Genomic DNA, 21,371 nt, shown 5'->3' with positions numbered 1-21,371 from the left:
CTATTCTCCTTGGGGTGTAGTAATCGGGTTTAGGCGCCAAATCTCTTGGCTGTATTGGGCAATGGTTCGGTCGCTGGAAAACGGGCCGGATGCGGCGGTGTTAAGCACACTCATTTGCGTCCAACCTTGGTTATCCTGGTAAGCCTTGGCGACGCGCTCCTGCGCCTGGCAATAATCGGCAAAGTCGTAACAGGTGAGCCAAGGGTCGGTGTCGCTATAGAGCGCCGCCAGAATCGAGTCGAAAATCCCCGGCTCACAGACATTGAAATGACCGCTTTTCAGCAGCGCTAATACAGCACTTAAATTCTTATCACCGGCGATAATGTCGCGTGCATTGTAATTTTTGCGAATGGCATCAACCTGCTCAACCTCGGCGCCGAACACAAAGAAATGCTCGCCGCCAAGGGCTTCGCGCATCTCCACATTGGCGCCGTCCAGGGTGCCTATGGTAATGGCGCCGTTCATCATAAATTTCATATTGCCGGTGCCGGATGCCTCTTTCCCTGCGGTAGAGATTTGCTCGGACAGATCCGCCGCCGGACAGATGGTTTCCATGGCGGTAACATTGTAGTTAGGCAAAAATGCCACCCTGAGCCAGGGCTTGGCTTTGGCATCGTCATTGATGGTCGCCGCTACATTGCTGATCAACTTAATAAGCTGTTTGGCCATAAAATATCCCGGCGCCGCCTTACCGCCAATGAGTACGCAACGCGGCACCATATTGTCGGTATCGCCATCGCAAATACGCCGATACAGATGAATAACATGAAGGATATTAAGCAGTTGGCGTTTATATTCATGAATACGCTTAACCTGAACGTCAAACAACATATTGGCGTCAAACTCCACGCCGCACTGCGACTGCACCAGGGCGCACAGGCGCTGCTTATTGGCTTGCTTAACCTCTTGCCACTGGGCCAGCAACTGTGGCTCATCGTAATAACGGCGCAGTTTACTGATCTCGCTAAAGTCATCTTGCCAGTGCGCGCCAATCTTGCTGGTGATCAGCGCCGCCAATTTCGGGTTACAGTGCATCAACCAACGTCTGGGGGTCACACCATTGGTCTTGTTATTGAATTTATGTGGCCATAGCTCGTAGAAATTTTTAAACAGGTTTTGCCTGAGTAACTCACTGTGCATCGCCGCAACGCCATTGACCGAGAAGCTGCCAACAATGGCCAGATACGCCATTCGCACCTGTGGCTCTGTGCCCTCCTCAATTAACGACATTTCCCTTTGCTTGTCGTTACTGCCGGGCCAACGTTTTGCCACTTCTATTAAGAAACGGGCATTGATTTCATAGATGATCTCAAGCAGGCGCGGCAATAGACGGGCAAACAGGGCTACCGACCATTTTTCCAAGGCTTCCGGCAGCAAGGTGTGGTTGGTGTAGGCCATGGTTTGTGTGGTGATGTCCCAGGCCTGCTGCCAATCGAGCTCGTGCTCATCAATGAGCAAACGCATCAGCTCGGCCACGGCTATGCTGGGATGGGTGTCATTAAGCTGGAATACGTGATAATCGGCAAACTCGGTGAAATCATCGCCGCGGCGCTCAACCCATTGTTTTATTTTGTCCTGCAAGGACGCACTGCAGAGGAAATATTGCTGACGCAGGCGCAATTCCTTGCCGTTTTCCGAGGCATCATTGGGGTACAGCACCATGGAGATTTGTTCGGCCAGGTTTTTCTTCGCCACCGCCTCGGCATAACCACCGGCATTAAATTCACTTAAATCGAATTCATCGGTGGCTTCACTTTTCCACAACCTGAGGGTGTTGACCACGTCATTGCCATTGCCGGGCACAGGCACATCATAAGGCACGGCAAACACATCATGGGTGTCTACCCACACGCGATGGCTGCGCCCCTTGGCATCCTTAAACACCTCAACATGGCCGAAGAACTTCACCCGCACCGTTTGGTCCGGTGCCGGCAGCTCCCAGGGGTGGCCCTCATGCAGCCAGTGATCTGGTTGCTCAACCTGATAGCCATTATCCAAACGCTGGTTGAACATGCCATATTCATAGCGAATGCCATAGCCGGTGACCGGCAGGGCCATGGCCGCACAACTATCGAGAAAACACGCCGCAAGGCGTCCCAGGCCACCATTTCCTAGGCCTGCGTCATGCTCGGCATCGGCCACATGTTCAAGCTCGGCGCAATAATTTGCCAGTGCGGCTCTGACCTCATCGGCCAAATCGAGATTTAAAATGGCGTTATTGAGGCTGCGACCAATCAGAAATTCCAAGGATAAATAAGACACGCTGCGTTTATCGGCATTATCATTGCGGGTATGGCGCATGCGAGCCACCAATCTATCTCGTATGGTCAGCGCCAATGCCTGATAGAGATAATGCTGGGATTCGCCGACCTTGTCACGGCCCAGGGTGTAATGCAGATGCCGGGCTAGATCAACGGCCAGGGTTTGGCTGTCGAGCAAGGGGGCTTCTTGCCAATCATAGGGTTGGCATTGGGGTGCAGGTTTAGTCATGCTGAAGGTCTCACTATTTGCGGCCATGGAATATTGCTAAACACCCAGATGGAGCCGGGGCTTAAGGTAAATTTGTCGCCTTGATGCAGAGCTGGCATGGCGCGGCTGTCGCCGTAACCCTGGGTATCACAGTCACTGCTGAGCACACAGTGCCAACGACCGCGCTCCTCCGTAAGCGCCTCTGTGCACAAGCCCAAGGGCGGCAAACACAACTCACACTCGCTGCCACCACGGTGCAACACTAAGGTCAGACACTGCTGGCGGTCATTGTCGATCAGGGTGTAGATCAGAGTATGCAAACTGGTATCGTGCCAATCCTGGGTTTGCATCTGGTGGCCATCGGGACGATACCAAAGCACAGTAAAGCGGGGATCATCCGGATGGATATGCCTGTCGAGCGTGAAAATGGCGAAGTAGCGGCGCACCGTCAGTAGTTCGCTGATAAAACTCGCCAAGGGATGATGGCTGTTGTAGTCGTGCCAGGCCAACCAGCTAATGGCGTTGTCCTGACAGTAAGCATTATTGTTGCCGCCCTGAGTATGACCCAGCTCACTGCCGGCGCTGAGCATGGGCACGCCCTTAGAAAGTAAGAGGCTAAGCAGCAGGTTCTTTTGTGCCTTAAGGCGGCGTGCCTTGATTTGCGGGTCCTGGCTATGACCTTCAACACCATAATTACAGCTGTAGTTGGCACTGTGGCCATCACGGTTGTGCTCGCCATTAGCCTGATTATGTTTGTGTTCATAACTGACCAAGTCGGCCAGGGTAAAACCGTCGTGACTGACGATAAAATTAATGCTGCTGCTCGGGGGGCGATTGACGAAAATATCCGCTGAGCCATGCAGGCGTTTGGCCAGCAGCCCCAGCATATCCGCATCACCGCGCCAAAAGCGGCGAACCACATCGCGGTACTGATCGTTCCATTCCCGCCAGGGCGGCGCAAAAGCACCGAGCTGATAGCCACCCGGGCCTATATCCCAGGGCTCAGCAATCACCTTGGCACGGCGCAATACAGGGTCTTGAGCCAGACATTGAAAGAAACTGTGGGCGGCTTTAAACCCCCGTTTATCGCGACCAAGAATGGGCGCTAAATCAAAGCGAAAACCATCAACACCCAGCACCTGATACCAGTATCGCAGGCTATCGAGCACTAATTGCAAGGTTTGTGGGCGCTCCAGCGCCAGGGTGTTGCCACAGCCGGTGTCATTAATGTATTGACCCTCAGCATCAAGACGGTAGTACACCTGATTATCAAAACCGCGCAAATGGCAACAAGGTCCGAGTAAGGCGCCTTCACTACTGTGGTTGTAAACCACATCGACTATCACCTCCAGTCCATGGCGATGCAAGGTGGCAACCATTTCAGTAAACTCATGCGTGGGATTATCCAGGGCATACCCCTTATGGGGCGCAAAATAGCTTAAGGTGTTGTAACCCCAATAATTGCTCAGCTCCAAGGGCGCTAAAAATGGCTCGCTAATAAACTGCTGCACCGGCATCAGCTCAACAGAGGTGACGCCAAGCGCCTTTATATGCTCGATAAAGGCATCTTCGCTCAGAGCCGAAAAGGTGCCCCTTTTGGCGGCGCTGATACCCGGGTGACGCGCTGACCAGCCCTTAACATGGCACTCATAAATAACGGTTTGCGACCAAGGGATCTGCGGTCGCTTCCCGGCATAGGGAGCTCCCTGAAAGACCTTGGATTTAGGCATAAGATGAGCGTTATCCAAAGGACATAACACCCCCTGCTCGTCTATGGCACGATGGCGCACACTGGGCTGAAACTCGCCATAAAGCGCGTAGCTATAGGGGTCGATAAGGAGTTTATTGGCGTTATAGAGTTGCCCCTTGTTGGGCGCAAATGGGCCATGAACCCGGTAACCGTAGAGCTGACCTTCATAAATCCCATCGATTTGCACGCACCAAAGTCCGGCTTCACCGCGATACAGCTCCACCCGAGCCACTTCGCTATGGCCGGAATTATCATACAGGCACAGGGACACGGACTCGGCATGCTCGGCAAAGACGCAGAAATTCACGCCTTCGGCGTTGACCGAAGCGCCCAGGATATCTGTGTTGCCGTTACGGGTTAGCCACTGCATCCGCATCGCACTCCCACAACAAATAAATGCTGGCCAGAGGCCCCAGACTTAATTGCAGCGAATAAGACTCCTGCAACCAGGGCACGGGCTCGGCCTCAATAAACGTATTTTCATCCTCAATAACGGCTACACCACTGCCGTCATAGGCTTGGTCGTCGCTGTTAAGTAACACCCTGTATTTGCCCGCTGCAGGCACGGGTAAGCGAAAATCATGGTGCACCTGAGGAGTAAAGTTATGCACGCAAATCACCTTTTGGCCGCCATCCTTAGCCGTGCGCACAAAGCTGAAAATACTGTGGGCACTGTTATCGCCATCAAGCCAGGTAAAGCCGCTGGGGTCGCGGTCGTTATCATGCAAGGCCCGGTATTGGCGATACACCAGGTTTAAATCACGCACCCAGTCCTGGATACCTTGATGACTGGCGTGCACAAGTAAATCCCATTGCAAGGAGTTATCATGGTTCCACTCGTCATGCTGAGCAAACTCACCGCCCATAAAGAGAAGTTTTTTACCCGGGTGAGCCCACATAAAGCCGTAATAGGCGCGCAGGTTAGCGAATTTCTGCCACAGATCACCGGGCATCTTATGTAACAACGAGCCTTTGCCGTGTACCACCTCGTCGTGGCTCAGCGGCAAAATAAAGTTTTCGCTAAAGGCATAGACCAGCGAGAAGGTCATTTCATGGTGATGATATTGGCGATAGATGGGGTCAAGCTGCATATATTTGAGCGAGTCGTTCATCCAGCCCATATTCCATTTATAACCAAAACCCAGGCCTCCATGCTCTACGCTGTTAGTGACCCCGGGCCAGGCGGTGGACTCTTCAGCCACCATCATGATCCCCTGATTGCGGGCATAGCAAACGCTGTTGATCTGCTGCAAACAATCTATGGCGCCGAGGTTTTCGCGACCACCAAATTTATTCGCCAGCCATTGACCGTTTTGCCGGCTGTAATCTAGGTATAGCATGGAAGCGACGGCATCTACACGCAGGCCATCCACGGCAAATTGCTCCAGCCAGTAAGTGGCATTTGACACCAAGAAGCTGCGCACCTCCTGGCGGTCATAATTGTAAATATAGGTGTGCCAATCCGGATGGAAGCCTTGGCGGGTATCCGCATGCTCATACAAGTGCGTGCCGTCAAAACGAGCCAGACCATGGCTGTCACCGGGAAAGTGACCGGGCACCCAGTCGAGCAGCAGGCCGATACCCGCAGCGCGGCACTGGGCACAAAAGTAAGCAAAGTCCTCGGCACTGCCAAAGCGCGCACTCGGTGCAAACAGGCCTATACCCTGATAGCCCCAGGAGCCGTCGAAGGGATATTCGCTGATCGGCATCAATTGAATATGGGTAAAGCCCATTTCTTCTACATAGGGCAGCAACTGCTCTGCCAGTTGACGATAGGTTAAATACTCATTGTTTTCGCCGCGGCGCCAAGAGCCCAGGTGCACCTCATAGATGCTAATGGCCGCATCAATGGCATTGCGCTCGCTGCGCTGCTGATAATAATCTGGGCTGAGCGGCACAAGTGTTGGTATTTGCGCAACTACCGAGGCGGTGGCCGGCGGTTTTTCCATGGCCAGCGCATACGGATCGGCTTTTACCAGGTGCTCGCCCAGCGCGCTGTAAATGGAGAATTTATAACAGCTGCCCACTGGCACTGAGGGAATAAAAATGGCCCATACGCCGCTGTCATCAACACGGCTTAGGGGGTGTTGACGCCTATCCCAATGGTTAAAATCGCCAATCACGCTGACCGCCTGAGCATTGGGTGCCCAGACACTAAAGCGTACGCCACTAATTCCGTCGATATCCATGGGGTGCGCGCCTAAATGACGCTGCGCCTGCTGCTCTTGGCCCTGGCGAAAGTAAAAAAGGTCCGCGGCACTCAATCCCAGCCCCAGGCTAAACACATCCGCTTCCTGGCGCTCTAAATGCGGGTAACGTACTTGCAGCTCATAAGGTTCGAATTGTGCCTGGCTGGGCGCCAAAAACAGATCCGAATCGCCATAACGCTGCGCCTGAATTGTGCCCGATGCACACACCACAGCCACGGATTCGGCGCCGGGTTTATAGGCAAGGATAAACCAGGCACCCTCGATACACTGATGACCCAATAGCTGGCGAGGCTCGCCCACTTTAGCCTGCTCAAGGGCCGCGAGGGCTGCATCTAAATTAACCGGAAACTCTACTTTTTTTGCGCTACGTGCCATTTCTAGTTCTACCTAATTGCTGAAGAAGGGACGCCCGACGCGCCAAAATCGCACCGCCCTGGGTGCTTAGTTGTCGCCGCCAATTGGGATATTGAGTATGGGTGCCGGGAACATTAACCGCCACCTGCTGGTTATCCAGGTCGTCCAGTTGCAGGGTCAGCAAGCGGCTAGGCCCTTTGGCCAACACCTGACACAAGGCCGCATATACTTCCTCACTTGTGGATTCTTGACTGTGAACCTGGTTATGCTTAGCGAGCAGCGCTAATAATTGCTCACGCAGCAGCTGCCTTTGGCGATATAAATCTTGTACTTGCTCTTCACTAACGAGCTGCAGTTTTTGCGCCTGTTCGATATCACCACCTTGCCACCAGGCGGCAAAGGGCGGCAAATCGTGATTGCTTATCATCAAGAGGGTATGCTCGGGCAAATGCTCAGGCGCCCAAAAGCCATGCTGGTCGCGACAAAAATAGAAGACGGTATTGGTAAGCACTTGCGATTGGGCCAGCGCTGTTTGCACCTGCGGCGGTACCACGCCCAGGTCTTCGCCAATCACAGCGCAGCGATATTGATGACTGAGGATTTTCACCGCCGCCAGCAACTCTTCAAAGGGGTAATACACATAGCAACCCTGTTGCTCGCCCTCTTTTCCTGCTTGCTCTGACAGGCACCACCATAAACGACGCAGCGCCATCACATGGTCGATACGCAGCGCCCCAACATCGCGCATATTGGCGCCAAGCAGGCTTTTAAAGTAGCCAAAGTGCTCCCTTGCCATGCGTTTGGGGTGAAGTGCGGGCATGCCCCAGTTTTGTCCTTGACGGGCAAAGGGATCCGGCGGCGCGCCTATTTCGGCGCCCTGAGTAAAGTGCGATTGATACTGGCGATATTCGCCGCTAGCGCGCGTAACACCCACGGCCAAGTCGTTAATAAGCCCTATGCGCATGCCGCTGGTGATGGCCAGTTGCTGGCAATGTTTGCGTTGCAACCAGGCCTGCCACTGCCAATATTCATCCTGTTCACTACTGTCGGTTGGCAAGGTATCCAGAGCATCGCGCTGGGCGTATTGAAAATGCTTAAAGGCGCTGCGACGCTCATCACAGGCGGATGCACAAAAATTCGAATAGAGACGCTGGAGCAAGGGCCATTTCAAGGCATACACCTGCTCGTAATCGAGCCAGGTGGCACTGGCAAGGCTTTGATATTGTTCATGCGCCTCGCTCAAGGCCTGGCGAAGCCCTTGATCGCAATCTTCACTGAGTTCGATACTGATATAAAGGGGGTGTAATAACAACCGACTCACAGGGCTATAAGGGCTGGCGGCCTTTGCGTCTTTGGTGTCGAGCAGGTGTAACGGGTTGAGCAGCAAATAATCTATCCCCTGCTCTGCGGCGGCAACAACTATGGCGGCTAAATCAGAAAAGTCGCCGATGCCGACACCGCGCTCGCTTGTCAGGGTGTACAGACCAAAGGACAAACCCAGCAGCTTTGGCGCCGCCACATTTGTGGACTTTGTAAAACAAGGAACCTGATAGCTGTTTGTGGGCACCCACCATAATTGGGTATCTGCAACTTGCTCGCCTATTGTCACCTGGGCATCATAAAACCCGGGTGCGAGCCAGTTTTGCGGCAAGCTAAAGGCCAGTTGCACATAAATCTCATGGTCGAGGCAATAGTCGCCGACAATCTCACCCTTGGCCAATGACCAATCCAGGTGTTTGTCGCTGTCGCTTAACAGCAAATGCACACTCGCCTGGTTGTCTTGATACAAAGACTGAGGCAACCGCACCAAAAGGCGCGGATGCTGCTCATGCACCAGGCTGGTGTTATCTACCAATTGCAGCCAAGGCGCGGCGTCCAGGCGAAAATTAAGCTCGGCCAGCGCCGCTAAATCCGCGCCGTCCACACCCATGGCCGTCAGGGCTTGGCTGCGCACCGCATCACTAAAGCGCAGCAACTCGCCTTCATAGCTATGGTATTCATAGCCAACACCCATGAGGTAACAGGCTTGCGCGAAGACATCCACGGCACTAACCTAAGTAAGTCGAAACAACGCTATTGTCAGTGCCAAAATCATTGGCAACATAGGCATCGGCCTGATGGTCGTTATCCCACTGCTCGTCGTTGATCAAATAGCGAAAGTGAAACTCGCTGTTTTTCGGTAAGCGCAGCTTGGTACGAAATAACTGATCCTTCTTCGAATATTGCATCGCCAGCGGTTGCCACTGATTAAACTCGGCGACTAAGGCCACAGCTTCGGCATCCGGATGCATATATTCAAAGGTGACTTCTGCTTCTTCTTTGGTTTTAAAAAAGCGTTTTTTTAGCATAGCTGGGCTCCAAATAAGGTTGAATATTCGATCGCCACATCAATGTGCCATGGATACTGCTAAGCAAATCGGTGTGTTTTGCAAAGTTTGAATTAGGCTAGCAGCCTAATATGGACGCTTTATTACAGTGCAAGCCGAGCGCCAAAATAGTGCAATTTTGGTTGTTAACCCCGAATTTACTGCGTCCTAGCAGAACCACCGCATAAACAATGCCAACTGTTAGCAAGCGCAGAACACCTTTGTTAGATAAATGTACACAAAATGTGTTTTAGCCCCGTAGATAGCATTTAAAAGCAAGGTGGGTAAAAAGCTAACTCTATGTCCGTTAAGTGAAAATTCATTTATACTACAAATTCTCATCCTAAATCATGACCCTGTGCTAGGCTTAAAGGTGAATCAAAATGCGAGCACACCACATGGAAAGACCACTTTTGTCAAAACTTAATGCCTTGAAAGTGTTTGTATTATTTGCCTTATTAGGGACAACATTTGCAGTTCAGGCACAATCCACCATCTATCACTACTACAACCAACAAGGGATCGCGGTTTTCACCGATGCCAAGCCCAAGGTTAAAGGCTTTGAGGTTGTAGAATTAAAATGTGACCAGTGCGATCAGCAACTAGCAGCCTGGCACAGAACCCCACTGTATACAGATAAATATCATCAGCACCTAGTCGCCGCAGCGAAAGAGAACGGCATCGACCTGGCGCTGCTCAAGGCCATAGTACATGCCGAGTCTAACTTTAACCCCAAGGCCGAATCCAACAGGGGAGCCAAGGGCTTAATGCAGCTTATGCCCCTGCTGATAAAAGAGTTCAATATTAACGACCCTTTCGATCCGGCAGAAAATATTGCCGCTGGCAGCGCCTACTTTGCCCATTTGTTAAAACGTTTTAAGGGCAACGCCAAACTCGCGGCCGCAGCCTATAATGCTGGCCCCAGCAGAGTGGTGCACTATGGCGGCGTGCCACCGTTTAAACAAACCCGCGCTTTTGTTCAGCGCATAGATATTTTGCGTAATCGCTACCGACAGTATTCTGAGGAGCAAGAGCTGCTGGCCTCGCAATTAATGGTGAAAAATGACACACTGGAGCAATCTGTTACTTCACCTTAAGTTCTCGTAAACCTATGCTAAAGATTATCCGTTGGTGCCGTAATTACCTGCGCTTATGTGTGTTTTTTATTGCCGCCTTGGTTGGCCTACAGGTGCCAGGATTTAAAGATGATTATGGACATGCGCTGCGCGCGGCAATGGTTGAAACCAACGCCGCCGTAGCGCCTTTTAAGGAAGATGCCGCACAATTTTTTGGCGGTTCCCTCTCCCAGTTGTTAGCCCATTATCAACAAAGCAACGACCCTGTGTATGCCAAAGGTGGCGATAATCTTGCCACACTGTTACAGCGTAGTAACACCTTGGAATTGGCCCTTGAAGAGTTTAGCCAACACCCCTACCTGCACCTAGTTCGCTCCCCGGTGCAAAGCATAGGCACTCAGGTCTGGCATAATTACACGCCGCAAATCCAGCTTAATCTTGAAGCCCTGGCCAGCGCGGTTATTTTTGCCCTAATAGTCAGTTGGACGATTGAGGCCTTGTTTGTGTTAATGGTGCTGGCACTTATGCGTGTCGGACGTATGCTCCGCCCTGCGCGGAGCCAATCCTAGGGTCTGTTGACCTTTGTTGTTTGTTTCTGCAGCAGTTTGTAGTGTATTTATACAAGGCGGCACATGTGTGGTGTAGTTATTCTACATAAACATGTAACAACACAGTAGAAATGCGCTACAAGCGCTGCCCTGCGGGTTCATCTAAACGCATCCTGCTCTGTGTTACTCGCTATGAACATAGGCGAGCAAGACCGAAGCAATGCTTCGCAGCTTAGCGAGGTGAGCGCATGGATGCGCGATGTAACCAAGCTTCACGGATGAATTAAACCACATAAATCAGTGATGACATTCATCAGAATGCGTTTAGATTGAACATAAAGTAAACCGCAAAGATAAACAGACCCTAGATAAAAAAGGGCTTAGAGAGAGCGCCTAGAAAAGGAGTTCATGCCTCAAGCTAGTTTAAATGATCCACCAGCCAGGCATTTTCGGTGCGCCCAAACTCAGTTTCTTGTTGCAATTGCCGCAGCGCTAAACTCAATTCACCTTGCACCTGCTCACCAATTCGCTGCGCTTGCTTTTTCAAGATGCGGCAATTACCTATCTGAGGCAGTGCCGCCAATTTTTGGTCGAGACGCTCGGCGGCGGCGATGATCATCAAGCCCTGCTTACGTTGATATTCGGCCAGATGCGGATACCAGCGCGACCAAAGTTGCTTTACCGCTTCACTGTAGCTATCGAGCCTGGGTAAGGTGTATTCAATTTCCACCGTCGTTGTTAACTTCTCCACTTGGCACTGACGAGTCCGGCCATTAAATAAAAACTCCCAGCCAATCTGATGCTGGATATGACCATGCTCTACCTTACCATCGCGCTTAACCGGGGACGCGGCATCCAAAGTATTCAGTAACTCACCAAGCACATCGGCGTAAACGGGATAATTTTGTGTACTCTGCCTGACATCAAGTTTGCCGTAGGCTGGCAGAGATAAAAACATAACTACAAGAATAAGACGCACACTACTTCCTAGGTCACGGCCACTGCATACGACCGCAACACCATTCTTTATGCTAAAAAATTAGGGAAGCTTATATCATTGTTACATAACAGAATAATGACAGTATTCAGTTAGTTGCTCTCTTTGGGCGGATATTCCTCATAACCCGGTAACAAGGCAATGTATTGCTGCCACCCTTGTTGGCGCGAAGTAAAAATATGGGCATTGGGCTGGGGCAGCTCACCATTATCGACACTGCCGGCGGGCACCATCACCACTCCCCGCTCCTCCACAAGCAAAGGCAATGATGAACCACATACGCTGCAAAAACACTTTTCATGGCGGCTGTCGTCAACACGATAACGAGTCAATAAATGTTCGCCACGTAACCAATCAAGCTGGGCCGCATCCATAAAAACGATGGCACCATGAGCCGAGCCTGTGCTTTTTTGGCAGCGGTGACAATGGCAAAGATAAAAACCGCACACCTCACCGCTGACGCTGTAGCTGGCGCCACCACATAGGCAGCTTCCGTGTAATTCCATAAATATCTCCTGGTTAATTATTATTCACGTCCTAGCAAAGTGTAGCCCATGGTTTGCGGGTGTGAGAGGCTATGTAATAATGACGAAAAAGATAATTAACATACGGTTACGGCAAGAGTTACGTAAAAGGACTTAATATGGCACATAGTGATATCAGCGTTATAAATACTGAAAAGTACCCAAAATACCTTCCAGATGAAGCCATCAGCCTGGATAACGAGAACCAGGCCACGTTCAAACAGCTGATCATTGAAGGCGGCCAAAAGTTCTTAAAAGCCCTCAACCCCAACTGGCCTGATCCCCTCATGCCCATCAACGGCAACTGCACCATAGTCGGTAAGGTCGTGTTTACTGGAAAGTCGCTATGAAGAATAACATCTTCGTAGTAAACAATGAGCCATTTTGCTTATGGGATGAAGACCTGAAAGACCGAAATAAGGAGTTTTTAAGTGGGATTGATACTGAATATTTCTCACTCTTCGTAGATATGTTCGAGTCAAATAGAACTAATGAACGGGCAGCATTAGCATTGCGAACAGCATTCCACCATGCACTTGAAACTCTATTCTCTTTAATTGGCGCGCTTATACAAGCACCCAATTGTCCTTATGCTTGGATCGCAAAATATAAGACCCATCAACTAAAAAGTTTCGTTGAGCGTGTCAACAAAGAAGAAACCGACATTTTTACCTCTTTGAATATAGAAAGGGTAACGTGGACTAACTTAGCACAGACTGTGTTTATTGGATTTAACAAAAACACTGAACGGTACAAAGAAGTAGTTGGCTTGTATTCTGAACTATGGGCAAAGCTTGCAAATGAATTTTTGAAAAGTGTTCACCATGATGAATATAACAGCATAAAGCATGGCCTGAGGATCCGCTCTGGTGGCACAGCTTTGGATATCGCAACTAGTATGGAAGGAGCTTTTAGTGAAAAGAAGTTTGAACCTTACATATATTCTGAAAACGGTACTACAACGTTAAAATTAGAAAGAATAAGTTCCAAGGACGATGAAAGAAGCCTTCGCGTTACGCGTAGCTCTGTGAATTGGAGTGCTCAAAAGACGGCTCTCATACTACAACTAGTTATCTATTCTATCCACAATGTAGTGGCAAAGTTAAAAAGTATTAATGAGCCAAAAATTGATGAACTTACTTATTTGATGCCTGATGACGATAAAAGCTTCACCGCACCTTGGGAACATGCTTCAGGGAACGCTAGTATTAAAATTAAGTCCATCACAAAAATTAAAGAAAATATGAGTACAAACAAAAACACTCTTCAAGAGCAAATTGATAGTTTCATGAAAAGCAAACAAGGCAAACTTGATTAAGCAGAATCGAAATAATTTTTAAATAAGGAAGGGTACCCATGAATGGACAATCAAACGGGTTTTATTTATTCATCTGCATATTAATCTTTTTGGCAGGTGTCGCTTGGAGTGCTGAAATTTTCTTCGCCAACCTTGTTAGTGTGGTTAATGCATTTTGTAGTGTTCTACTAGTGTTTTTCGCTTAGTTATAAAACCTGAAGCTCTCTTTGCAGCAGCTTCATCGACATTATTGATATTGAGATTTAGCTCTATCCTTTGTGACTATGACTTGCTATGTAATAATGACGGAAATCATAAGTAACATGCAGTTACGCGGTTACAGACAAGTTAGGCGAAAGGATCGACAATGGCGCATAACGGCGACGAGCAGAGCACAATCTACTGGCACGACTATGAGACTTGGGGGGCGAACCCGCAAAAAGACAGGCCGAGCCAGTTTGCCGGTATTCGTACCGATCTCGATTTGAATATTATCGGCGAGCCGCTGATTGAATACTGTCGTCCGGCGCCGGATTATTTGCCTCACCCAGAGGCCTGTTTAGTTACCGGCATTACCCCGCAACATGCGCTGCGCCACGGCCTCAGTGAGGCGGAATTTATCGCCAAGATCCACGAAGAATTTAGCCAACCCAATACCTGTGTGGCCGGTTATAACAGTATTCGTTTCGATGATGAGGTCACTCGCTACACCCTGTATCGTAACTTCTACGACCCCTATGCAAGAGAGTGGCAAAACGGCAATAGCCGCTGGGACATTATTGATTTGGTGCGCGCCTGCTACGCCCTACGCCCTGAGGGTATCAACTGGCCGCGTAAGGAAGACGGCAGCGTTAGCTTTCGCCTAGAAGAACTCACCAAGGCCAACGGCATAGAGCACGCCGATGCCCACGATGCCTTAAGTGATGTTAAGGCCACCATTGCCCTGGCCAAGCTGGTTAAAGAGCGCCAGCCCAAGCTATACAACTTCTTTTTCGGCCTGCGCCATAAAAAAGCGCTGTTGCAGATGGTGGACGTATTCAATATGACGCCCCTGGTGCATACCTCGTCGCGTATTCCGGCAACGCAGGGCTGCACCACCTGGATTGCGCCCATGAGCTTTCATCCGAGCAACAAAAACGCCGTGGTCTGCTTTGACCTGACGCAAGATCCGCAGCCCTTGCTCGATTTATCCGTCGAACAGCTGCGCGAGTACCTTTATACCCGCCGTGACGAGCTGCCCGAAGGTCAGGCGCCCATCGGCTTAAAGCTGGTGCATGTAAACAAGTGCCCTATTCTCGCGCCGGCAAAAACCCTGTTGCCGGAAAACGCCGAACGTCTGGGCATAGACAGAGAGCAATGCCTGGAGCATTTGAAGTTTTTAAAGGCGCATCCCGAGTTGCGTGACAAGGTGGCCGAGGTATTTAATGAAAGCCGTGAATTTGCCGCCACCACCAATGTGGATTATCAGCTATACAGTGGCTTTATCAGCAATGGCGATAAGGCCAAGTTCGATGTTATCCGCAGCACCTCACCGCTGGAGCTGGGGAACCTGGAGCTGGACTTTGAAGACCCGAAATTCGCCACCATGCTGTTTCGTTATCGCGCTCGTAACTGGCCGGAAAGCCTGACCCCAGCGGAGCTGGATTCATGGCGTAAATACTGCCAGAACAAACTAATGCACGGAGAAGACAGCCCGTCTATCAATGCTCAGGACTTTATGCTCAGCCTTGAAAATCTGGTGCATGAAAACGAGAGCAATGAGCGCAATATGGCGGTGCTCAAAGCCCTGTATCATTACGCCCAAAGCCTGTAAAAAAACGGCCTGGGCGCAAGAGCAAACCCAGCTTAGTCGCTAGGGTTTAGCTTCTCCAAGCGGGCCAACAGGCTGGAGGTGTCATAACGATTGCCACCGATAGCCTGTACATCGCCATAATATTGGTCAACCAAGGCCGTCAGCGCCAGGGTCGCGCCATTGTTACGCGCCTCATCCAGGGCGATGCCCAAGTCTTTGCGCATCCAGTCAACGGCAAAGCCAAACTCGTATTCACCCTGCAACATGGTCTTGTAGCGGTTTTCCATCTGCCAAGAGCCTGCCGCGCCTTTAGAAATGGTCTCCACTACTTTTTCACCATCTAAGCCGGCTTTTTTGGCAAAGTGTAAACCTTCGGCCAGACCCTGAACCACACCGGCGATACAGATCTGATTGACCATTTTACATAGCTGGCCACTGCCGATGGGACCGAGCAATTCGCTAAAACGGCTAAACGGTGCCATCACCGGCTGCACCGCGGCAAACGCTTCAGGCTCGCCGCCACACATCACGGTCAATACACCGTTTTCGGCGCCCGCTTGACCACCGGAAACCGGTGCATCGATAAAGGCCACCTGCTTTTCTTGGGCCGCTTCACCTAGTTCACGGGCCAATAGCGCCGAAGTGGTAGTGTGATCGATTAAATAGCTGCCCGGCGCCATGGTCGCAAGGGCACCATCATCACCGTAAATCACGCTACGCACATCATCGTCATTGCCCACACACACGAATACAAATTCGGCGTCGCTGGCTGCCTGTGCGGGTGTTGCCGCACTGCGTCCACCGTATTGCTCAACCCATTTTTGCGCTTTTTCGGCGCTGCGGTTATACACGCAAACATCGTATCCCGCTTGTTGTAAGTGACCCGCCATGGGATAGCCCATAACCCCTAGACCGATAAAGGTACATTTTTTTGACATATTTCTGACCTATTTGCCTGCTAGCCTCGAAAAAACGCACACAGTATATCAAAGGCAAAGGCTAAAAACGTCTGGTTTTAGCAAGGGAGCACTCAATGGATAGTATTTACCATTTCAACGCCACACTTATCGACGGCCAACCCTATTCATTCAAACAATTACAAGGACGTGTGGTGCTGATCGTCAACACCGCCAGCAGCTGTAACTTCACCCACCAGTACGGCGCACTGGAGCGCGTGTATCAAGACTATAAACATCAGGGGCTGGTTATTCTTGGCTTCCCCTGCAATCAATTTGGGCGTCATGAAATTGCCGATAACGCCACCATAAAGCAATTTTGTGAAAACACCTTTAATGTGAGCTTTCCTCTGTTTAGCAAAGTGATGGTCAATGGTCCGGACGCCCACCCTCTGTTTAACTACCTTAAAGAGCATACCCGTGGTATAGCCCAAAATCGGGCAATAAAATGGAATTTCACTAAATTTCTCATAAACTCTCAAGGACAGCTGGTAAATCGTTACGCACCACGTACCAAGCCCGATACACTTAGATCGGTAATAGAGAGTCAACTTGATGAAATTAGCCCTATTCAGCTCGCAAAGGTATGAACAAACTGCATTTAATGAACTCTGCCCAACAGATGTCGATATCCAATATTTCGATGTCAGCCTTAATGCCCATACCTGCTCCCTCAGCAAAGGCTTTGATGCCGTTTGTGTATTCGTCAACGACACCCTAAGCGCCGAGGTCATAGCCAGGCTGGCCGATTATGGTGTCGGCCTAATTTTACTGCGCTGTGCCGGTTTTAATAATGTCGATTTGGCGGCGGCGAAAAAGCACAAGATTGCCGTAGCCCGGGTGCCCGCCTACAGCCCGGAGGCCGTGGCCGAGCATTCCATCGCGCTGATCTTAACCCTGTCGCGTAAAATTCATAAGGCCTATAACCGGGTGCGGGAGGAGAACTTTGACCTCAACGGCCTGCTTGGCTTTAACCTGCACAATAAAACCGTGGGTCTTATCGGCTGCGGTAAAATCGGCCAGGCCATGGTGAGGATTTTAAACGGCTTTGGCGCCAAGGTATTGGTATGCGACCCCGCCAGCCCTAAAGGTGACTTTACCCTGGTGCAGCAAAGCGAACTGCTGGCCAACAGCGATATTATCAGCCTGCACTGCCCGCTCAACGAGCAAACCCATCATATAATCGATAAGTCCGCCCTGGCAGCAATGAAGCCCGGCGTCATGCTCATTAACACAGGACGCGGCGCCTTGCTCGATAGCAAGGCCTGTATCGGCGCCCTAAAAAGCGGAAAACTCGGTTATTTGGGTTTAGATGTGTATGAGCAGGAATCTGAATTGTTTTTTAAAGACAGATCGCAGGAAATTCTTCAAGACGATGTGTTTGCCCGCCTGCTCACCTTTAAGAATGTGTTGATCACTGGCCATCAGGGCTTTTTTACTCAGGAAGCACTGGCACAGATAGTGGAAACCACTTACTTTAACCTCAGCCAATTCGCCGAGGGCGAGGCCCTGACCAATCAGGTACTCGATATGTAGGCCTTAAACTTTTCAGCAGGCACAAAAAAAAGGGATATGACAGCATATCCCTTTTTTCGTTCTAGTTGGCTTTGTAGGATTATTTCAGCGCTACATTAATAAACACGGCGGTCATCAAAATTGGGCACACCAAACGGATATACCACAACAGGGCTTTAATGCCCGGATGGTTCGACTCAGCCAGTTTATTGCCGCGGCTCCACACCCAGCCTAGGGTAAGGAAGTAGAATAAGCCCATCAGCGGCAACTGGTACTGGGTGAAGACCTGGATCACCAAGCCAAACAGCCAGTCAAAGTTCATAATGATGGTGCCTGAGGCGATAGCTACCACTAAGGTCACCAAGGCGGTCGCGCGCTTGCGGTCCATATCGTGATTTTCAACCAAAAAGGCCACCGGGATCTCAGTCGAAGAAATGGTTGAGGTTACAGACGCGATAGACATCAGCACGAAAAACGCTAAAGCTATCACTAGGCCCATGGCGCCCATGGCTTCAAACAGTTGCGGCAAGACCGCAAAGATAAGCTGTCCTTCGCCGATCAGCTTACCGTTGGCAAAGACTTCAACGCCGTTATGGCTGGCCACAAAAATAGCTGGAACAATCAACAAACCGGCTAAAAATGCCACCGAGGTGTCGAGTGCGGCCACGCTTAAGGTTAATTTGCCAAGGTTAGCGCCGGGCTTAAGGTAGGAGCCGTAAATCATCATACAGCCCACACCTAGCGACAGGGAGAAAAACGCCTGTCCCATGGCGGCAATGATTAAGTCCGCATCCCAGACTTTATCAAAGTCGGGCTTAAGATAATGGGCAAAGCCTTCGGCCGCCCCATCAAGGGAGCCAATATAGAAGATCAGCCCCACCAAGAGCACCAGCAATAAGGGCATAAGGCGTCGCGACCAGGCCTCAATGCCGGACTTCACCCCTTGCAAAATAATGCTGGCGGTCAGCAGCAGCATCAAGGGTGTAAAGACCAGATTACGAGTCAGGGAGTCATTGCTTAGAAATTCGGCGACCTTAGGCAGGTCCAGCATTTGCGCGATGGGTGCCAAGGCATGGGCCAGCATCCAACCGGCAACGATGGAATAGAAGCTCAGCATCACCACGGCGCCGCCAAGGCCAAGATAACCGGCTCCGGCACCGAGTTTTGGAGCCTTGGTATGCCAGGCACGTTTAAGCGCCTGCACCGGGTTGGCTTGCGCCGCATAGCCCAAATATAACTCGGTAAAGAGCGCCGGCAATGCCAGGGCAAAAATTACGATAAAGTAAACAAGTAGGAAGGCTCCGCCTCCGTGGTTTGCAGCTTGAGTTGGAAATCCCCATATATTTCCTAAACCCACTGCGGCGCCGGCAGCCGCCAGCACAAATCCTATGCGACTTTGAAAGCCGTCACGATTATTCGTCATTCTTATTGATATCTGTTATTGTTTTGCCGCTATTAAACCACACTTACCATTAACAAAGTAGTCGCCGCCAACCATATCGGACCATTCATCCCATGTTTAATGCAGCTTATCGCTTTCCCGCATTACCAAAGACCACGCCATCTGTGCCGATATCGGAAAAAGTATTACTGAGCCTCAGTGCCGCCATTGAGCTCGATGAAGCCCATCTGCACCCAGGTGAACTCGAGGTACTCAACAGGCGTAAACAACCCCAGGCCAAACGCGAATACCTAAGTAGCCGCTATTTTATCAAGACCCTGGCACAGCGCCTGTTTCCTCAATACGCGCAGGCGCCACTGGCAAGTTGGCAGAGTGTTTTTAACGAACAGGAACGAGCCCTGCAGCTGTTTATCGACGGGCAGTTATTGGATATTAATGTGGTGATCAGTCACTCCCACGGCCATATTGCCGTGGCCATAACTCAGGGCCAGCAATCTTTATTGGGCGTGGATATCGAAAAGCGAGATGCAAGCCGGCGCTTTGAAAAGCTGGCGGCGCATTTTTACCCTGAGGTGGAAGCCCGGGATATAGGCAATAACGTCGATACTTTTTTTCGAGTGTGGACGTTAAAAGAAGCCTATGCCAAGGCCGCTAAACAAAGTATCAGTACGCTGCTTAGCCAGCCTATACTGCCCTTGCTTGAACGCTGCCCGGCACAGGTTTATTGTCAGCAATGGCGGCAATTTGATCTTAGTTTGATCACCGCCAAAACCGAGGTAGAAGTGATCAGGCTTGCTCCAGCAGCTGCTGGTGAATAGCCTGCACCACCTGATCCGATTGTCCTTGCTCTACCAAGAAGCACAGGTTGTGCTTTGAAGCGCCATGACAGATCAGGCGAATATCAAAGCCGCTCAGCACCCGCATCAGATTTAGCTCGCTTTGGCGCAGCTGAATCTCAGAGCCAATTAGGGCCACCAAGGCAAGATTGGTTTCCACGCTGACATGACAAAACTCACCTAAACGCTCCAGCGCTTCCTGATCAAGCTCGGGGCGACTGGCGTTCGGCGCATTATCCAGGGTAACGGCAACGCTGATCTCAGAAGTCGTGACCAGATCAACAGAAATTTTATATTCGCTGAGGATAGTAAACACCCGCGCCAAGAAACCACTGGCCAAGAGCATTTCCGGGCTTTTCAGCGTCAATAGCAGCTGGTTCTTGCGCTGCGTCACGGCGCGTACGCCGGCGATCAATTCACTACTGGGCACCTTCTCAATCCAGGTACCACCCCCTTGCGGGTCCTGGCTGGAGCCCACAAATACGCCAATACCGCTGCGCGCAGCCGGTAAAATAGTCGCCGGGTGTAATACCTTGGCGCCGAAGGTTGCCATTTCCGCGGCCTCGTCAAAGGTCAGGTGGGCAATCGGCTTGGCCTTATTACACAAACGCGGATCTGTGCTGTATATACCTATTACATCGGTCCAAATATGAATATTACTGGCACCACAGGCCTCCGCCAACAGGGCCGCGCTGTAGTCCGAGCCGCCACGGCCCAAGGTGGTGGTTTCACCGTATTCATCTGAGCCGATAAAGCCCTGAGTCACCACCACCTGCTCGCTAAGCAGTGGCACCAACTCAGCCTGGGCCCTAATTCGGGTTTGGGTGATATCCGGTTGCGCTTTACCAAACTGGCTGTCGGTTTTAAGTACCGATCGCACGTCAAAGCGACTTGAGGCCACGCCTTTATCACGCAGCACCTGGGTAAATAAATACGAAGATAAACGCTCGCCGAAACTAAGCAACTCATCGCGCTGGACATTGGTTAGTGGCACGTTTTGCGTAGAGTTCGAGGCGCTGTGTTTAAAATCATTGAGGGTAGTATCGAAGCCATGGGCAAGATCCGCATCCAGACTCAGGCACTCAATAATATTGAGTTGGATGGCAATAACACCATCAATATGCGCTTGGCGCTCTTCATTGCTAAGCCCGGTTTGACACAAGGCCACCAGATGATTGGTAACCCCGGCGCTGGCACTAACAACCACGATGCGCACGTGTGAGTCGGCAGCAATAATACCGGCACAACGGCTCATCGCTTCATGATCGGCTACTGAGGT

17 protein-coding genes and 1 pseudogene are annotated in these 21,371 nt (G+C 50.8%); 8 read left to right on the top strand and 10 right to left on the bottom strand.

Translation table 11 applies throughout. The features are described 5' to 3' along the window. The 5 genes from C2M17_RS05500 to C2M17_RS05480 are packed head-to-tail and all read right to left on the bottom strand — an operon-like array spanning position 1 to position 9,131. Positions 1-2,490, bottom strand: a complete 2,490-nt coding sequence (locus C2M17_RS05500; RefSeq protein ID WP_105199924.1) for a glycogen/starch/alpha-glucan phosphorylase — start codon at positions 2,488-2,490, stop codon at positions 1-3. Then, complete coding sequence (gene glgX, locus C2M17_RS05495) at positions 2,487-4,589, bottom strand: glycogen debranching protein GlgX (protein WP_233997920.1); 2,103 nt, start codon at positions 4,587-4,589, stop codon at positions 2,487-2,489. Before glgX ends, C2M17_RS05500 begins: the two co-directional genes overlap by 4 nt. Beyond that, on the bottom strand, positions 4,570-6,804 hold the full coding sequence (gene glgB, locus C2M17_RS05490; RefSeq protein ID WP_105199864.1) for a 1,4-alpha-glucan branching protein GlgB: 2,235 nt from the start codon (positions 6,802-6,804) through the stop codon (positions 4,570-4,572). Before glgB ends, glgX begins: the two co-directional genes overlap by 20 nt. Next, a complete protein-coding gene (gene malQ / locus C2M17_RS05485) occupies positions 6,794-8,827 on the bottom strand; it encodes a 4-alpha-glucanotransferase (RefSeq protein ID WP_105199863.1) in 2,034 nt (677 codons plus the stop codon). The genes glgB and malQ overlap by 11 nt, the downstream gene beginning before the upstream one ends. A 4-nt stretch (positions 8,828-8,831) precedes the next feature. Continuing rightward, a complete protein-coding gene (locus C2M17_RS05480; protein WP_105199862.1) occupies positions 8,832-9,131 on the bottom strand; it encodes an isoamylase early set domain-containing protein in 300 nt (99 codons plus the stop codon). Between the two features lie 416 nt (positions 9,132-9,547). On the opposite strand from C2M17_RS05480, the gene C2M17_RS05475 reads away from it, so the two are divergent. Further along, complete coding sequence (locus C2M17_RS05475; protein ID WP_158677917.1) at positions 9,548-10,246, top strand: lytic transglycosylase domain-containing protein; 699 nt, start codon at positions 9,548-9,550, stop codon at positions 10,244-10,246. Between the two features lie 14 nt (positions 10,247-10,260). After that, the gene (locus tag C2M17_RS05470) at positions 10,261-10,794 is read left to right on the top strand and encodes a DUF2937 family protein (RefSeq protein ID WP_105199860.1); all 534 of its coding nucleotides are present in this window, start codon (positions 10,261-10,263) and stop codon (positions 10,792-10,794) included. Between the two features lie 397 nt (positions 10,795-11,191). Here C2M17_RS05470 and C2M17_RS05465 read toward each other — a convergent pair whose 3' ends face one another. After that, the gene (locus tag C2M17_RS05465; protein ID WP_158677926.1) at positions 11,192-11,752 is read right to left on the bottom strand and encodes a DUF922 domain-containing protein; all 561 of its coding nucleotides are present in this window, start codon (positions 11,750-11,752) and stop codon (positions 11,192-11,194) included. Between the two features lie 110 nt (positions 11,753-11,862). Beyond that, positions 11,863-12,276: a GFA family protein gene (locus C2M17_RS05460; protein ID WP_105199858.1), complete on the bottom strand. Its 414-nt coding sequence runs from the start codon at positions 12,274-12,276 to the stop codon at positions 11,863-11,865. Between the two features lie 209 nt (positions 12,277-12,485). Here C2M17_RS05460 and C2M17_RS05455 point away from each other — a divergent pair. The 3 genes and pseudogenes from C2M17_RS05455 to sbcB form a co-directional block, all read left to right on the top strand. Further along, positions 12,486-12,644, top strand: a pseudogene (locus tag C2M17_RS05455) (S24 family peptidase); the annotation flags it as partial. Beyond that, entirely contained in the window at positions 12,641-13,612 is a 972-nt protein-coding gene (locus C2M17_RS05450) for a hypothetical protein (protein ID WP_105199857.1), read from the top strand. The pseudogene C2M17_RS05455 and the gene C2M17_RS05450, both read left to right, overlap by 4 nt. Before the next feature lie 346 nt (positions 13,613-13,958). Beyond that, the gene (gene sbcB, locus C2M17_RS05445) at positions 13,959-15,404 is read left to right on the top strand and encodes an exodeoxyribonuclease I (RefSeq protein WP_105199856.1); all 1,446 of its coding nucleotides are present in this window, start codon (positions 13,959-13,961) and stop codon (positions 15,402-15,404) included. Between the two features lie 32 nt (positions 15,405-15,436). Here the strand turns inward: sbcB and C2M17_RS05440 are convergent, their stop codons facing one another. Continuing rightward, the gene (locus tag C2M17_RS05440) at positions 15,437-16,321 is read right to left on the bottom strand and encodes an NAD(P)-dependent oxidoreductase (RefSeq protein WP_105199855.1); all 885 of its coding nucleotides are present in this window, start codon (positions 16,319-16,321) and stop codon (positions 15,437-15,439) included. Positions 16,322-16,416: 95 nt separating this feature from the next. Between C2M17_RS05440 and C2M17_RS05435 the strand changes: the two genes are divergently transcribed. Together C2M17_RS05435 and C2M17_RS05430 are read left to right on the top strand one after the other, a co-directional pair. Beyond that, complete coding sequence (locus C2M17_RS05435) at positions 16,417-16,929, top strand: glutathione peroxidase (RefSeq protein WP_105199854.1); 513 nt, start codon at positions 16,417-16,419, stop codon at positions 16,927-16,929. Continuing rightward, on the top strand, positions 16,895-17,875 hold the full coding sequence (locus tag C2M17_RS05430) for a 2-hydroxyacid dehydrogenase (protein ID WP_105199853.1): 981 nt from the start codon (positions 16,895-16,897) through the stop codon (positions 17,873-17,875). Before C2M17_RS05435 ends, C2M17_RS05430 begins: the two co-directional genes overlap by 35 nt. A gap of 79 nt (positions 17,876-17,954) precedes the next feature. On the opposite strand, the gene C2M17_RS05425 is transcribed toward C2M17_RS05430, so the two are convergent. Continuing rightward, entirely contained in the window at positions 17,955-19,277 is a 1,323-nt protein-coding gene (locus C2M17_RS05425) for a sodium-dependent transporter (RefSeq protein ID WP_105199852.1), read from the bottom strand. Positions 19,278-19,369: 92 nt separating this feature from the next. On the opposite strand from C2M17_RS05425, the gene C2M17_RS05420 reads away from it, so the two are divergent. Continuing rightward, entirely contained in the window at positions 19,370-20,074 is a 705-nt protein-coding gene (locus C2M17_RS05420; protein WP_105199851.1) for a 4'-phosphopantetheinyl transferase family protein, read from the top strand. On the opposite strand, the gene lysC is transcribed toward C2M17_RS05420, so the two are convergent. Beyond that, a complete protein-coding gene (gene lysC / locus C2M17_RS05415) occupies positions 20,043-21,347 on the bottom strand; it encodes a lysine-sensitive aspartokinase 3 (protein ID WP_199775995.1) in 1,305 nt (434 codons plus the stop codon). The genes C2M17_RS05420 and lysC overlap by 32 nt on opposite strands. Positions 21,348-21,371: the final 24 nt, after the last annotated feature.

It is taken from the genome of Pseudoalteromonas sp. T1lg10 (assembly GCF_002964545.1).
Lineage (GTDB): Bacteria > Pseudomonadota > Gammaproteobacteria > Enterobacterales > Alteromonadaceae > Pseudoalteromonas.
The sequence above is the reverse complement of the archived record's forward strand: the minus strand, read 5'-3'. Positions and strand labels throughout refer to the sequence as shown.

What these genes read in the sequence shown, in the direction of transcription:
- C2M17_RS05430 (WP_105199853.1), top strand. Translation starts at nt 16,895, where the DNA reads ATGAAATTAGCCCTATTCAGCTCGCAAAGGTATGAACAAACTGCATTT.
- C2M17_RS05475 (WP_158677917.1), top strand. Translation starts at nt 9,548, where the DNA reads ATGGAAAGACCACTTTTGTCAAAACTTAATGCCTTGAAAGTGTTTGTA.
- C2M17_RS05440 (WP_105199855.1), bottom strand. Translation starts at nt 16,321, where the DNA reads ATGTCAAAAAAATGTACCTTTATCGGTCTAGGGGTTATGGGCTATCCC.
- glgB (WP_105199864.1), bottom strand. Translation starts at nt 6,804, where the DNA reads ATGGCACGTAGCGCAAAAAAAGTAGAGTTTCCGGTTAATTTAGATGCA.
- C2M17_RS05480 (WP_105199862.1), bottom strand. Translation starts at nt 9,131, where the DNA reads ATGCTAAAAAAACGCTTTTTTAAAACCAAAGAAGAAGCAGAAGTCACC.
- C2M17_RS05460 (WP_105199858.1), bottom strand. Translation starts at nt 12,276, where the DNA reads ATGGAATTACACGGAAGCTGCCTATGTGGTGGCGCCAGCTACAGCGTC.
- C2M17_RS05470 (WP_105199860.1), top strand. Translation starts at nt 10,261, where the DNA reads ATGCTAAAGATTATCCGTTGGTGCCGTAATTACCTGCGCTTATGTGTG.
- C2M17_RS05435 (WP_105199854.1), top strand. Translation starts at nt 16,417, where the DNA reads ATGGATAGTATTTACCATTTCAACGCCACACTTATCGACGGCCAACCC.
- sbcB (WP_105199856.1), top strand. Translation starts at nt 13,959, where the DNA reads ATGGCGCATAACGGCGACGAGCAGAGCACAATCTACTGGCACGACTAT.
- lysC (WP_199775995.1), bottom strand. Translation starts at nt 21,347, where the DNA reads ATGAGCCGTTGTGCCGGTATTATTGCTGCCGACTCACACGTGCGCATC.
- C2M17_RS05500 (WP_105199924.1), bottom strand. Translation starts at nt 2,490, where the DNA reads ATGACTAAACCTGCACCCCAATGCCAACCCTATGATTGGCAAGAAGCC.
- C2M17_RS05420 (WP_105199851.1), top strand. Translation starts at nt 19,370, where the DNA reads ATGTTTAATGCAGCTTATCGCTTTCCCGCATTACCAAAGACCACGCCA.
- C2M17_RS05450 (WP_105199857.1), top strand. Translation starts at nt 12,641, where the DNA reads ATGAAGAATAACATCTTCGTAGTAAACAATGAGCCATTTTGCTTATGG.
- glgX (WP_233997920.1), bottom strand. Translation starts at nt 4,589, where the DNA reads ATGCAGTGGCTAACCCGTAACGGCAACACAGATATCCTGGGCGCTTCG.
- C2M17_RS05425 (WP_105199852.1), bottom strand. Translation starts at nt 19,277, where the DNA reads ATGACGAATAATCGTGACGGCTTTCAAAGTCGCATAGGATTTGTGCTG.